This window comes from Ferruginibacter albus (assembly GCF_020042285.1).
Classification (GTDB): Bacteria; Bacteroidota; Bacteroidia; order Chitinophagales; family Chitinophagaceae; genus Ferruginibacter; species Ferruginibacter albus.
The window spans coordinates 2,172,864-2,187,510 of the sequence record NZ_CP083388.1 but is presented as its reverse complement, the minus strand read 5'-3'; the positions used below and the strand labels follow the sequence as shown (position 1 = coordinate 2,187,510).

Here is a 14,647-nt window from a genome sequence, read left to right as displayed (position 1 = left end):
AAAAAAAGATTAAAACAGAAATGATGTGGTGTTATTTCTTGAACCATTTTGCCCAGAAAGGCAGGCGATTCAGCTTTATGCCTGTAAATTTTTCTTCTGTAGCGCCAAAGCTGCTGTAAAAAAAGGCAATATTCCGGATATCACTTCCTTCAAAATCCAATAAAAGATCGCGGCCGGCATTATCTTTTATAAAATTATTGATCAGTGCATGAGATGCACCAATAGTTCTTCCATTAGGATGATTGCCAACCAAAATATAATAAGCTCTTTTATGAGAAAAAAAGAAAGCAGAAGAGGCTATCAATTCATTGTTTGAAGCATATACTCCATAACTAATGGCTTTTTTTTGTGAATGTAGATAGTCGTACAGCTTCTCAAAATGATCATAATGTTTATCGCTGATGGGAGAAAAGTGTTCTGATTGCTGTTGGGCTAATGCTATAATTTCTTTAATGCTAATGTCTGATCTGAAAGTACAATTAAGCTGTATAGCTTTTTTTATGTTTCGTTTTATATTATCTCTAAAGCTTGAGTATAATTCTTCATATGGTTTGTTCAAAGGAAGCACATAATTCATGCGTTCATATAACTTAAAATCGGGCAGTGAAAAATGATTGCCGTGGTTTAGATAAATATCCCAAAATTTGAATTTACCGGGAACGGCATGTAAAAAATCATTTAGTAAGTCTGCCGTTATGTTATTTCCAAAAACGCCGAGACTTGCTGCGAAAAAAGGTTGATACAAATAATGAAATCCATATTTTTTTTTCCACGTAAGCGGCATCACTGCTTTGTAGTCATCCAATATTAACGCACCCCAATTGCCCGCCATTGCATCCAAATAATAGGAATAACCATAGATCAGCCCGTTAGAAGCATTGGTAATACAATGGTCCCATTTGCTTTTATCAATTTCATTATATTGAATATAGCGGATAGGCATATCCTAATAAGATAATTGCGGAATGATTTTTCTAAGATTTATATTTTGCAGGTCAATGCTGAAAGAGATCGTTTTAAAAAATCTGCCATTATCCGGTATAACAGACGAATAATAATCGCTGAAAACCTGGCTGTAAAGTATCGGAACATAAATATTTACAACTCCTTTTGCCAGGGATAATTGTAAGCCTGCATCATACAAGAATTTGCTTTCGCCGCTGTTGTTTGCCCATGGCTCAGCATAAGTGCCTACATCCAAAAATACTTTTAAAGGAATTTTAAAAGGCAATACAGAAAGCGGGTTTATATTTTTCGGAACATCAAAAACAATATTAGTAGCTGCCAGCCAGTCATCCGATTCAATGTTTCCCATTGCATCGGTATTTACTTTAAAGCCGCCGTCTTTTATCATTACTTGTTGGTAAAAGAACTGCCAATCCGTGCCCGACACGTTAAAAGGATAATAATTTCTTCCTATAAAATAATTGCTGTAGGTATAATCGCCACCCTTACTATTATAAGAGTCTCCTCCTCTTGGGGCAGACAAACTAAAGCCATATAAGCCGGCATTAGCAGTAGCCCGGTCTGTATAAAAGAATTTGCCGGCAAATAAGCGAACAGCAACACCGCCTTTGCTATGGGCATAATTAAAGAAGTAATTACCGGTAAATGCCAGGCGGATGAAACCTTTATCCTGCTCAGCTTTCAGCTCTGCTCTATAAGGATACAGGGCACGGTTATTTTCAACAACAAACATCAATTGGTTCAATAAACGATGCTGATTGATAGTAATAGCTTTTTGTTTGAAAGAAGTATCTGTGCCGTTAATAGTTGTATCTACAGGATAATCATACGCCTGCTCTTGTATAAAGAATGATTTAAACTGAATGTATTTGGTAATAGTACTGCGGGGATCGTTCTTTCTGAATGTAAAACGAATACCCGGTACAATTTTATAGAACGATCTGTATATGGTATTGCCGGCAGTATCGATGTTTTGATCTGTTGTAAAAGTAGCGCCGCTTAAGCTTATATCAATATGCTGAAAGAGGTTATGAGGATACAAATGGTAATCCAGTCTTCCTATACCTGTAAGTTTTTTAGAGCCGGTGCCATACATGGGCGTAGCAAAAAAATCAAACTTAGATAATGGTAATGTATAGTTGTGAATAGCTGCACCGATCATGAATTTGTCGTAATAATTATAACCGATAGCAGGGGAGAGGAAGATATAATTGTATTTGTTAGTCTCTTTAAAACTAAAGAATGATGCTAGTTTTAGTTTTTTATTAAAGTTGTATTTAGGATGAAAATCGGGGAAAGTATCAATTCTTTTTGATTCAAAAGTATATCCTGGTTTATTTAAATAAGAAAAAGATGCGCTCAGGTCTTTCTTGCTTATTTCTTCTGCTACGGCTTTAAAGTCTTCAGTTGTCGGATGTTTGAATTTCCAACGTTGATAAAATTCTTTAAGTACGACAGAAAGTTTTGCAGTATCCATATCGAATGTTCCTAAAGATTTTACGAAATTGGATCCTTTCTGAGGCAAGAGTAAATAATTAAAATTCGTTAAAGAATCGGTTCGGGTAAGAGTAGGTTGATCCTGGTCTATTCCGGTAACAGTTCTTAATAAATTTTGGGCAGAATTATCCGGTAGCCTTTTTTTAAGGAACTTATTTTTGATATCAGCCAATTCTAATGAAGTTAAATTTCTATCTTTTAAATACTTATCATCATAATAGGCATTTAATCCTTTGCTAAGCCATAATTCACGTTGCTCATTATTGGCTATGGCACTGCCAAACCAATTCGCACCTGTTAAATGATTCAATAGGTAACTTCTTTCTTTTTCATTCCCGAGAGGTTTTAATAAGCCGATACTGGGATAACTCGTCGTATAATTGTATTTACAAGTATTTTCAACAATAGAAATGGAATTATAAGGATAATCGTCGATCAAGGTGCTTTTTTCGATCAATGCTTTTTTTACTGCGTCAATGCTATTGGTCCAAATATTAGCTGAATCTTTTTTATAATAAATATTTATGCTGATATTTTTACCGCTTGCTAGCTGAATATTTTCTTGCTTGGTAAGAAACTTTTTATCAGCAAACCAAACAAAATCACTACCGTTGTTTAATTGAAAATGCCATGTTTTAAGAGCATTTTTTGATTCGCTGTTTTGGAGATCTCCGCTTGCGGCAACAGTATATTTTTCCGGGGCGGTTATTTGCACCTCGTAATTACCAAATTCGTTATAATTCCCTCCCTGCACCAGGTAAGGCATTTCGTGCCAGCCTTTTTTATCATACACGGCAGGTTTAGGAAACCACTGAGTTATTTGATAAGATCTGCCTGTATAACCATCGCCGGAAAAATTATAGGGTAACTTTACATGAAAAGGCGTTTCAATTTTTATACTGCTATTTGGCGCAAGCGATTGCGGTAGCAATATTTTAATAATATCCTGGTGTTGAGGATGATCTTCTGCTTTTACAGTGATGCCATCTACTTTAAAATTCAGGCGGTTGATGTATCCTCTCTTGTCGTCGTCACTAAAATAAAAATCTGTTCTCCCATTTTCCAACAACTGATCACTAAAAGCGGTTCTGTCATTTTTAAAAGCATTTGGCCAAAGCTCTATCCAGATAAAATGTAAAGTATCCGGTGAGTTATTGAAATAGTCCATTTTTACATTACCATCCAATGTATTGGCAGAATCGTTTAGACTTACATCGATTTTATAATCAACCTGCTGCTGCCAATAAGTTTGACTGAAAGATGTGCAGAAGAATAAAAGAAAGAGTATAAATAAGGTGAGATGCTTTTTCAAGACGATGATGTTTAATCAAAAATAACAAATTCCAAACTCCTAAATCAAAATCAAGATATACAAGGTCAATATGCGGATTACTTTCCTTTTCCCGCAAAAATGATGCGTAAGGTCAGTAACATTATTTCCAGGTCAAGAATAATTGAAACGTTCTCTATGTACAACAGATCATATTGCATGCGTTGTATCATTTCATCTACCGATGAGGCATACCCGAATTTGACCATGCCCCAGCTTGATAAGCCGGGTTTAACTTTAAATAAATATTTGTATTCAGGATGTTGTTGCACGATCTGGTCAACATAAAACTTCCGTTCAGGTCTTGGTCCAACAAGGCTCATTTCTCCTTTTAAAATATTCCAAAGTTGCGGCAATTCATCCAATCGCCACTTACGCATCACTTTGCCCCAGTTGGTAATACGGGGATCATCAGTGCTGCTTAAAGCAGGTCCATCCTTTTCCGCATCCTGCACCATGCTTCTGAATTTAAAGATGGTAAAAGGCTTGCCCTTATAACCAATTCTTTCCTGCAAAAAAAGGATGGCCCCTTTGGATGATAATCTTGTACGAATGGCAGTAAAGATCAATAAAGGAGATAGAAAAATGATTCCTAAAACAGCTGCAATGATATCGATAAAACGCTTGATATTTTTTTGCCAAACAGGTAATTGTCCGCTATGAACATCGATCAACGGAATGCCTGAAAGGTTTTTTGTTTTAATAGCGCCGCTGATAATGTCAACCGTATCGGGAGTTATTTTGATGTTTACATTTTTATCGCTAAGCCTTTGTAAAATGCGTGTGAGTAAGGTTCTGTCTGTTTTATCAACCGTAATGATCACTTCTTCAATCTTATTAAGATCGATAATGGAAGTAATATCGTCAAGATTATTATATTGATTGATGTTGGAGGGGAGTATAGCTTCTTTATTGCCGTTGATGCTTAAAAAGCTGGTGATCCGGTAGCCTCTTGTTTTTGAGTTGATAAGCGATTGATAGAATTGCGATACACTTTTCTCAGTCCCGATCAATAAGGTGTTATAGTAAACTTTTTTATTCCATAATTGATTTTTGGCTTTTATTAAAAAAGGCAAACGCAATAGAATTGTTAAAAGAGTAACGGGAACGAGTAAGCTAAAAAACTCCAGGTAATAATCATCATTATTAACAAGCGGGTTTTTTAAAATAAAAAAGAAAAGCAATAGCAAGCAACCGATGGTGCATGTAAGTATTGTTTTAAAAACCTCGTCCAGTATGGTTTTTCGGTAAATGGATTCATAAGCCCCTGTTAAAAAATGCAATGAGAGCCAGCCAGCGGTGTATAAAAATAATCCTAAATAAAAGCCAGGGGGTATGGTGAAAGCGCAACCGTAAATAAGTGTACGTAAATAATAAAAACAAACCCAGGTAAGTACTGCTGTTAAAATATCAACAATGATATACCACTTAATATTTATCCTTGATTGATTCAATTTTTTATAAGTAGGTATGAAAATTAAGGCAAGCTGTTGGTTCCGGTTTTTTCTAATATCTGGTGCGCTACATCCATTGCTCTGAAGCCATCTAAAACGGTAACTGAAGTGTTGATATTTTGCACAATAGCATTACGGAAATCTTCCAGTTCCATCTTAATGGCATTGCCATCTTTCACCACAGGGTTCGCTATGGCAATCGTTTTTTTTCCGGTAGTTGTTTCTATATCAAAAGTAAAAACATTGGTATCGTCCGGCACATTCAATTTTATGATCTCGGTTTTTTTCTCTAAAAAATCAATGCCTATATAGGCATCTTTTTGAAACAAACGCATCTTGCGCATTTTTTTCATTGAAATGCGACTGCTGGTAAGGTTTGCTACACATCCATTATCAAACTCAATACGAACGTTGGCAATATCCGGTGTATCACTTACTACAGCTACGCCATTTGCTGAGATGGATTTTACATTGCTTTTTACCAAACTTAAAATAATGTCAATGTCATGGATCATCAGGTCCAGTATTACACTTACATCTGTACCTCTCGGATTAAATTGTGCCAGGCGGTGCACTTCAATGAACATAGGTTGCAATGAATATTTTTTCAATGCTAAAAAAGCGGGATTGAACCGTTCTACATGCCCGATCTGAAATTTTATATTAGCTTCCTTTACCAGTTTTACCAACTCTCTGGCTTCTTCCATTGTGTTTGCCAAAGGCTTTTCAACAAATACATGCTTTCCTTTTAATATAGCAGCCTTGCATAACTCAAAATGGTGAGACGTAGGGGCTACAATATCTACGGCATCTGCCGCCTCAATTAGTTCGGCTGCTGTAGCAAAACGTTTTAAATTGTATTTTTCAACCACCTGGTCAGATACATTATCATCAGGGTCAAAAAAACCAACCAGTTCCACACCTTCAATTTCTTTCCAGTTGTTCAAATGAAACTTACCTAAATGCCCAACACCCAATACACCTATTTTTAGCATAATGCGTTCCATTAATTAGTAGCGATTAAAAAATAATTTTTATTTTGATACAAGGAGTAGTTCTTAATTCAGCATCGTTGTGTCACAATACGTTCGTCGCCATTGCTACTATTAAGCCTTCATCTGTTTTGTTATGGGCTTTTATTGTGTAAGAGCTGTCTCTTGCCAAAAGCCCATCTTGCCAAACTTTTCTATGCGTTGGTTACATCTTTGTTCCGGGTCTATTGTTTTTAATTCCTTTATAATCGGCATAAGGAAATTCTTTAAAATAGAAGCAGCTTCAGTATAATCCCAATGAGCGCCGCCTAATGGTTCAGGAATTACACCATCTACCAAACCAAATTGCAACATATCGTTAGCGGTTAAACGAAGTTGCTCCGCTGCTTTCTCTTTTTTATCCCAGCTGCGCCATAAAATGCTGCTGCAGCTTTCAGGCGAAATAACAGTGTACCACGTGTTCTCCATCATATATACCCTGTCGCCAACACCAATGCCTAAGGCACCGCCGCTTGCACCCTCACCAATAACAACGCAGATAACCGGCACCTTCAGGCGGATCATCTCATAGATATTACGTGCAATGGCTTCTCCCTGTCCACGTTCTTCTGCCTCCAAACCGGGATATGCGCCGGGGGTATCAATCAATGTAATGACAGGCTTATTGAACTTTTCGGCGAGCTTCATTAAGCGCAATGCTTTCCGGTAGCCCTCGGGGTTTGCCATACCGAAATTTCTTAATTGACGTAGTTTGGTATTGATTCCCTTTTGCTGGCCAATGATCATTACGGTTTCACCATCAAGTTCAGCAAAACCGCCCACCATTGCCTTATCATCTTTTACATTTCTATCGCCATGTAATTCAATGAATTTATCCGTCATTTTCTCAATATACTTTAAGGTATAAGGGCGTTCCGGGTGGCGACTTAATTGAACCCTTTGCCAAGGCGTTAAGTTTTGAGTAAGTGTTCGCTTGGTTTCAATTACTTTATTTTCGAGTGCGGCAATAGAATCCGACATATCGGTTTTGGTCTTTACGGCACCTTCCTTTAATTGCTCTATATGTTCGTATAATTCCCTGATGGGTTTTTCAAAATCCAGGTATTGCCGGCTTTCTGATTTAGGCATTGTAAATAATTTTCTTTGTGCAAAGATAAAGTAGTGAAAATAAGAATGATAAACCTAAAATAACAATGCTGATTTTTTTATTCACAGAATTTTTTTCTGAGAACAAAAAACCTATATCTTTGCACTCCCGAAAACAAAAAATATTTGTTTAAGGTAAGGATCGGTAGTTCAGTTGGTTAGAATGCTGCCCTGTCACGGCAGAGGTCGCGGGTTCGAGTCCCGTCCGGTCCGCAAAAATGACAAAAAGCCCGCTCTGGTAGCGGGTTTTTATTTTTTTAGTGAGTAAGATATATTTTTACCTTATTGGTAAATTCGTTATCTAAGGCTAGTATTCTTTTTTTGAATTCTTCTCTTTTATTTATCATTCTGTTAATTATTTCTTTTCGTTCTTCGGTATTTTCTTTAATCTCAAGTTCAGATTCATTTTGTTCTTTCTTATACTTTTCTATAAACATTTTATGGTAGTCTTCAAGATTGAATCTTAAACTTGAATAATCACCTTCCCATCTTATATGAAAATTATAAAGTTCCAGATTTATTTTTTCTGTTAATTCAACAATTGACTTATCCTTTACAAGCAGTTTTACTTTTGCCTGGCTAATTCCCGATTCTGCATAAAAGCTATCCATTGTAATTCTATTTTTTATAATTTCTTTTAAATAATCAATTCCTCCCATACCAATATTTGTTTGAATAATAGTAAAAAACCATTGTTGGTATTTAGAATAAAATTCAATTACAGCATTTCTTTCATCATTTCTATGTGATGCTTTCAATCCCAGCGTTTTATTTATACGCCATGTAAAGAATACCGTAATTAAAGTTTGAGGTAGTAGTATGCTACTGCTAATAATATTTGTTGTCTCCATTGTGTATTTTTTATTGGCTTAAAGATAAAAATAGATTCTTCCCTTCAGGCAGATTTTATATGTAGCGAATATTTAGCCTGTGCTAACGCCTTTATTTGCATCACTCCACCACGACAAGGGGTAAAGCAGGTAGAAAGAATAGCAGTTTATCATACTCTTGTTCTTATTTGTAGATTTTTCACGTTGCATCATCTTATTATAATGTAATCAAAGAATGATAGCAATAGTTCTTACAAATAATGGCAAACCTGTATTATAAAGTTTTGCATATTATTTGCTGTTCATAAAATAAGCCATGTTGGGGAAGAAAATCTACAATTTTTTAATTAGCATAAATTTTTAGTAGTTATACCTTTTTTTCAAATTATCTTAGATTAATTAATAAAGTTTTCATTAAATGATTAAAAAGACTATCCCTTCAAAGTTATTTTCTCTTCCTAAAGTATTAACAGGTATAAACGGTTTCGATGAAATTACAAATGGTGGTTTACCTGCAGGTAGAACAACCTTAATTTGTGGTGAAGCCGGTTGCGGAAAAACATTATTTTCCATGGAGTTTCTTATACGAGGAGCCACGCAATATAATCAGCCGGGAGTATTCGTTGCTTTTGAAGAAAAGGCAGAAGAGCTAACAGCAAACGTAACGTCATTAGGGTTTGATTTAAAAAAACTGGTTACTCAAAATAAAATAAGAATCGATTATGTTCATATTGAACGGAGCGAAATCGAAGAGACTGGGGAATATGATCTCGATGGACTTTTTATCAGGCTTGACCATGCCATAAAAAGTATAGGTGCCAAAAGAGTCGTATTAGATACTATCGAAAATCTTTTTTCAGGACTCAATAACCAGGCGATCATCAGGGCAGAATTGCGGAGGCTTTTTCAATGGTTAAAAGATAAAAAGGTTACTGCTGTGATCACCGGAGAAAAGGGATCCGGAATGCTTACCAGGGAAGGATTGGAAGAGTATGTATCTGACTGTGTGATCTTATTGGATCATCGTGTAAACAATCAAATATCTACCCGCCGTTTAAGAGTAATTAAATACAGAGGCTCGGTTCATGGTACCAATGAATATCCTTTTTTGATAGATGAAGATGGTATATCGGTACTGCCGGTTACTTCGTTAAAACTTGAGGCAAAGGTTTCCTCTCAAAGGATCAGTTCAGGTATTTCTTCTTTAGATGAAATGTTAGACGGGAAAGGATTTTTTAGAGGCAGCAGTATCCTTGTTTCAGGGACAGCAGGTACAGGTAAAACCAGTATTGCGTCTTGTTTTGCCAATCAGATCTGTAAAAAAAGTGAACGTTGTATTTATTTTGCTTTTGAAGAATCGCCCGAACAGATCATAAGAAACATGCGCTCGATCGGCGTAGATCTTCAGCAACATATTGATAAGGGATTCTTGAAGTTTCATGCTTCACGTCCTACGCTGCATGGGCTGGAAATGCATTTGGTAGTCATTTATAAAATGATAAAACAGTTTAAGCCTAAAACGATCATACTTGATCCTATAAGTAATCTTATTACTGTAGGTAATGTAGGGGAAGTAAAATCCATATTAACCCGCCTGATCGATTTTTTGCAAACAGAGCAGATAACTGTAATGTTTACAGCTTTATCATTAAATAATATAGTTAATGAACAGACAGACGAAGGTGTTTCATCGTTGGTAGATACATGGATATCGATACGTGACATAGAATTAAATGGAGAACGTAACCGTGGCTTATATATAATGAAGAGTCGCGGAATGAAACATTCTAACCAGGTTCGTGAATTTATTATAACCGGTGATGGATTGCATTTGGAAGATGTTTATTTAAGCGCTGATGGAGTATTAACGGGCTCTGCAAGAGAAGCTCATAAACTGCAAAAACAAACAGAAGAGATTTTAAATAAACATGCTTTAGGTAGAAAAAATAAAGAAATTGAAAGAAGGGCAAAAGAATTACAAGCAAAGATCGCAGGACTAACTTCTGAGTTTGAATCCATAAAAGACGAATTACAAAATGAACACATCGAGCAAAAATTAAAAAGCGATGTAATAGAAAAGAATAAGATGCAAATTGAAAAATTAAGAGGAAGGAATATTAAAACCCATCAAAAAAAATAAGATAGTATGGAAAAGGCATGGCAATTACGATTATACATAGCAGGAGAAACTCCTAAATCTGTTACGGCATTAAAAAACTTAAAAAAGTATTGTGAGATGCATCTAAAAGGACAATATAAAATTGAAGTAATAGACCTGTTGGTAAAACCACAATTAGCAGAAGGAGATCAGATATTTGCGATTCCTACATTAGTAAGAAAAGTACCTGAACCTATTCGTAAAATAATCGGTGATCTATCAAATGAAGAAAAAGTTTTAGTTGGCTTGAATATTGTGCCTATTAAAGATTAATAAACAAAACGTGAAAATGGGAAAGATTAGTGCGAGCTCGAACCCGAAACCATACCTATTTCGGTTATACATAACCGGCGCTTCTCCCAATTCCGTAAAAGCGATCAGTAATTTAAAGTCTATTTGTGAGCTATACATAAAAGATAAATACGAACTTGAAATTATAGATGTTTATCAACAACCGCTTATAGCAAAAGCCGAACAGTTAATTGCATTGCCTTTATTAGTTAAGTTATCTCCATTACCGCTAAAAAAATTAATTGGCAATATGTCTGATACAAAAAAAGTATTGGATGGACTTGAGTTAAATAGTTCAACAATATGAAATAAATATGGATAGAGGCAAAACATATGACCAGCTATTAATAGAAAATGAGAATCTCCGCCAAGAAGTAAATGAAGCACGAGACATACTGGAATCTATAAGAAAAGGAGAAGTAGATGCTTTTATTGTAAAAAGTGAGGATAGGCATGAACTGTATACGCTAAAGAGCGCTGACAAAACCTACCGGATATTTATCGAGAAAATGAGCGAAGGAGCGATGACGGTTGGTAAAGACGGTATTATATTTTATTGTAACTCCAGCTTCGCCCATATATTGGGAATTCCATTGGAAAACTTAATAGGCATTGCATTAGCAGAAATTATTCCTGATGCTTATATTTCTGTTGTAAACGAAATTATCAATGAGGCATGGTTAAAAGGAGAAAGTAAAGCAGAAATAATACTTGCTAAAAAAGACAAGCCATTGCCTGTATTGTTATCGCTAAACCGAATTGAAATTGATGACAATGTAGTGTTAAGTATCATAGCTACCGATCTTTCTTTGCAAAAAGAAACACAAACACAAAAAAAGGCAATGGAAAAGAAAGACGAGTTTATAAGCATTGCGAGCCATGAGTTAAAAACACCCGTTACCAGTATTAAAGGGTATATACAAATATTGCGTTTCAATTTTCAGAAGGAAGGAAACAATGCAGCTGCAGAAGTACTAAGCAAAGTGGATACACAGGTTAATAAGCTTACTACGCTTATAGGTGATTTGCTGGATGTGAAAAAAATAGAGACAGGACAGTTGCAATTACATAAAGAGCATTTTGATTTTAATATTTTAGTTAAAGAAATTATTGAAGAAACGGGACGTGTTTTGGATAAACATTCTATTAAAGAGATATTGAGTAATACAAAAACCATTTACGGAGATAGAAATAAAATAGGGCAGGTAATTACAAATTTTATCGATAATGCCGGTAAGTATTCCCCCGTTAATTCAGATATTCTGGTTAGCACCTCTTTGCAGAATGGAAAGATTAAATTATCAGTAAAAGATTTTGGTATAGGGATACCAAAAGACCAGCAAAGCAAAATTTTTGAACGGTTTTTTCGGGTTAATTATGAAAAAGAAAACACGTATGCAGGACTTGGACTTGGATTATACATATCCTCTGAGTTAATACGACGCCACGAAGGAAATATAGGCGTGTTAAGTGAAGAAGGACAAGGATCTACTTTTTATTTTGAACTACCGATTGCAAGTTAAATTTTACAATATGACAACGCCTAAAAAGATATTTGTAGCAGATGATGATCACGATATTCTGAGCATTATACAAATAATGTTACAGACAGAAAATTATTCAGTAATAACCAGCAATAATGCCAATGACATCTTTGCTTATGAAAAAGCCGACTTGCCTGATCTTATTATGCTGGATATCTGGATGTCGGGGTTAGATGGCAGAGAAATTTGTCATCAATTGAAGAGACATGAATTGACAAAGAATATTCCTGTATTATTTATTTCTGCAAATTCCAATATACAGGAAATAGCAAAAGCATATAGTGCAGATGGGTTCATTGCAAAGCCTTTTGAAATGTCTTATTTATTAAATAAAGTGCATGATAGCTTACAATAAAGCGGAGAAAGCTGTAAATGAATAAGATGTTCTGTTGTAAAACCTCTGCTTTATTTGGCTTGTTCTTTGTAAATATATAAACGAATAAAATCAATTAGTATGAAAAAGACAGAAAAACAACAGGATCCTAAAATAGATCTGAAACACGATACCCTTGAATTTGCCGATACAAATGAAGAGGCAGAAGGTAATAAGAATATCACCAGTGCTGATATATATAAAGCTGAAGATGAAGAAGACATTTCTGCAGAAGAATTAGATGTTTTAGGAACGGACGATACCGATAACCAGGCGTATGCTTTAAATACTGTAGAAACAGATCTTCAACAGGATGATGACATATTGCCGGATGAAGATTGGACGGAAGATATCCCTGATAACGAAGAAGAAAATCCTGAGGACGAATGGGAGAGAAGCAATAAGGGTTGATTGGATGATCTTACTCTTCTCCTGCTTCTAATAATCTTGCCAGGAATTTTTTTGATCTCTTGCTTTCAATAGTAAAATTTAGTATAGTAATAAGGTAGCCTAAAATGAACATCCCAAATGGCAATATTAAAATAGAAGGAATTTTGCCTTTAAAAATAGCATAGGTATCCATTGAAATAAAAGATATAATAGAGCTGCAGATCATTCCTGTAAAGCCCAGCCAGATGGCTACAAATAATAAAGTGAAATACCGTAATTGCATTTTAATGTGAACTTCTGTATGATCTGAAAAAGCAGTTACATTGCCTTTTATTAAAGGAATAAAAGAATTTCTATAATAAATGATCCTGTTTATAGAAAATGTATTTTGTACGATCTTCCCTTCATAAGCAACATTTGCTTTAGGACGAAAAAATGTAAACCGGTAAGATCTTTTGGGTTCAATATTATCAGCAATACGTTTTAATATTTCCTGCTGCGATAATGTTGTTGTTATGGTGTAATTTTCAAAAGGTAGAAATTTCATCTGTTTTATTTTTGTCGTAACAAAAACTAAAAACGCGGCGGACAAGAAAAATAATGACGATTCTCTTCCGAACGTTTGCCAATAACGGTTATGGATAACTCAATGCTGTTTGTAAATGGAACAGAAGCACCCAATGTAGAAACGTTGGCATCGTAGCTTAATCCCATCCACACATTGGTGAATTTTAATCCTGCATAAGGTATGATCGCATCTTTATAACGATAGCTTACACCCCACATCACATCTACATCTTCACGGTTTGTGCCTTTTTGCATATAAGCGCCGAATGTGCGTTCTTCTGCATTGCCCTGGCGCATGTAAATAAAATGCGGCGTTATCGACATGCGGTTGTCTAAAGCAATTTTTGCACCACCATAATATGTATAACGATAAGGCAGCCTTCTTTTATTGCCGCTTACTATAAAGGGATCATAAGGTTGTGTAAGATGATTCAAGGAAAAGCCGCCATATACATTTACTTTTTTATTGGGGTCGCTATTAAAAAATGCAACGCCAGCGCCTGCATCAAAAGTAGAAGCAGATGTTTGTGCAAATATTTCTGCCGAAGGTGTTGATGGATCAACACGCAATCCCGGCGTCCATTGATCACCGAAAGTTAATTTTGCAGGATCGAATTTCCGGGTTAAAAATCCTGCCTGCAAGCCAAATATCAAGCGGTTATATCCATTGGCATCAAACCGCATACCCTGGTATGCCAGCGTAACATATCCCTGTATATACTGGTAACCGCCTTCGCCGGCTGTTTGCCGCAAAATATTCATACCAATGTTGAGGTCTGTAAGCGTTGTCATGTCGGCGGATAAGCCTGTTGTTGAATAGGGCGTACCAACACTTAACCATTGATTCTTATAAATAGCAGTAGCCCTGTAATCTCCGTCAATTACACCTGTAAAAGCAGGATTCAGATATAGCGGATAGGCATAGTATTGCGAAAAGTGCGGATCAACCTGCGCTTTGGAAGTAATGGAGAGCATTACTCCAATTACTAACGTTAATATGTACACTAGTTTTCGCATTGTTATATTTTTCATGGCACGGACATTGGGTTTTCATAGCATCATCGTTGTGTCACTCCCTTGTACTGCTTATTCTTTTTTCAACAATAGCT

The 14,647-nt window shown here is 35.7% G+C and carries 14 protein-coding genes and 1 tRNA gene; 7 read left to right on the top strand and 8 right to left on the bottom strand.

The window, feature by feature from the left end:
* Positions 1-31 precede the first annotated feature (31 nt).
* The 5 genes from K9M53_RS09495 to K9M53_RS09475 all read right to left on the bottom strand — a co-directional run bounded on the left by K9M53_RS09495 (position 32) and on the right by K9M53_RS09475 (position 7,367).
* On the bottom strand, positions 32-943 hold the full coding sequence (locus tag K9M53_RS09495) for a GNAT family N-acetyltransferase (protein ID WP_224014188.1): 912 nt from the start codon (positions 941-943) through the stop codon (positions 32-34).
* Positions 944-946: 3 nt separating this feature from the next.
* On the bottom strand, positions 947-3,775 hold the full coding sequence (locus tag K9M53_RS09490) for a M1 family metallopeptidase (RefSeq protein ID WP_224014186.1): 2,829 nt from the start codon (positions 3,773-3,775) through the stop codon (positions 947-949).
* A 77-nt stretch (positions 3,776-3,852) separates the two neighbouring features.
* On the bottom strand, positions 3,853-5,247 hold the full coding sequence (locus K9M53_RS09485; protein WP_224014184.1) for a sugar transferase: 1,395 nt from the start codon (positions 5,245-5,247) through the stop codon (positions 3,853-3,855).
* Between the two features lie 23 nt (positions 5,248-5,270).
* Positions 5,271-6,254 (bottom strand): Gfo/Idh/MocA family protein, encoded by a 984-nt coding sequence (locus tag K9M53_RS09480; RefSeq protein ID WP_224014182.1) that lies wholly within the window; start codon positions 6,252-6,254, stop codon positions 5,271-5,273.
* Positions 6,255-6,383: 129 nt separating this feature from the next.
* Positions 6,384-7,367 carry an acetyl-CoA carboxylase carboxyltransferase subunit alpha gene (locus K9M53_RS09475; RefSeq protein WP_224014179.1) on the bottom strand — a complete coding sequence of 328 codons (984 nt, stop codon included), beginning with the start codon at positions 7,365-7,367 and terminating at the stop codon, positions 6,384-6,386.
* A 157-nt stretch (positions 7,368-7,524) separates the two neighbouring features.
* Here K9M53_RS09475 and K9M53_RS09470 point away from each other — a divergent pair.
* A tRNA-Asp gene (locus K9M53_RS09470) sits at positions 7,525-7,598 on the top strand.
* 44 nt (positions 7,599-7,642) lie between these two features.
* Here the strand turns inward: K9M53_RS09470 and K9M53_RS09465 are convergent.
* A complete protein-coding gene (locus tag K9M53_RS09465) occupies positions 7,643-8,236 on the bottom strand; it encodes a hypothetical protein (RefSeq protein WP_224014177.1) in 594 nt (197 codons plus the stop codon).
* Between the two features lie 397 nt (positions 8,237-8,633).
* Between K9M53_RS09465 and kaiC the strand changes: the two genes are divergently transcribed.
* The 6 genes from kaiC (at position 8,634) to K9M53_RS09435 (ending at position 12,992) form a co-directional block, all read left to right on the top strand.
* Positions 8,634-10,355: a circadian clock protein KaiC gene (gene kaiC / locus K9M53_RS09460; protein WP_224014175.1), complete on the top strand. Its 1,722-nt coding sequence runs from the start codon at positions 8,634-8,636 to the stop codon at positions 10,353-10,355.
* A 6-nt stretch (positions 10,356-10,361) separates the two neighbouring features.
* Positions 10,362-10,646, top strand: coding sequence for a circadian clock KaiB family protein (locus tag K9M53_RS09455; protein ID WP_224014173.1), 285 nt, complete (start codon positions 10,362-10,364; stop codon positions 10,644-10,646).
* A gap of 16 nt (positions 10,647-10,662) precedes the next feature.
* Positions 10,663-10,971: a circadian clock KaiB family protein gene (locus K9M53_RS09450; protein ID WP_224014171.1), complete on the top strand. Its 309-nt coding sequence runs from the start codon at positions 10,663-10,665 to the stop codon at positions 10,969-10,971.
* A gap of 7 nt (positions 10,972-10,978) precedes the next feature.
* Complete coding sequence (locus K9M53_RS09445; RefSeq protein ID WP_224014169.1) at positions 10,979-12,187, top strand: sensor histidine kinase; 1,209 nt, start codon at positions 10,979-10,981, stop codon at positions 12,185-12,187.
* A 10-nt stretch (positions 12,188-12,197) separates the two neighbouring features.
* Complete coding sequence (locus tag K9M53_RS09440) at positions 12,198-12,563, top strand: response regulator (RefSeq protein WP_224014167.1); 366 nt, start codon at positions 12,198-12,200, stop codon at positions 12,561-12,563.
* Positions 12,564-12,662: 99 nt separating this feature from the next.
* Positions 12,663-12,992: a hypothetical protein gene (locus K9M53_RS09435; protein ID WP_224014165.1), complete on the top strand. Its 330-nt coding sequence runs from the start codon at positions 12,663-12,665 to the stop codon at positions 12,990-12,992.
* 10 nt (positions 12,993-13,002) lie between these two features.
* Here K9M53_RS09435 and K9M53_RS09430 read toward each other — a convergent pair whose 3' ends face one another.
* On the bottom strand, positions 13,003-13,518 hold the full coding sequence (locus K9M53_RS09430; RefSeq protein WP_224014163.1) for a hypothetical protein: 516 nt from the start codon (positions 13,516-13,518) through the stop codon (positions 13,003-13,005).
* 26 nt (positions 13,519-13,544) lie between these two features.
* Positions 13,545-14,555, bottom strand: coding sequence for a PorP/SprF family type IX secretion system membrane protein (locus tag K9M53_RS09425; RefSeq protein ID WP_224014161.1), 1,011 nt, complete (start codon positions 14,553-14,555; stop codon positions 13,545-13,547).
* Between the last annotated feature and the right edge of the window lie 92 nt (positions 14,556-14,647).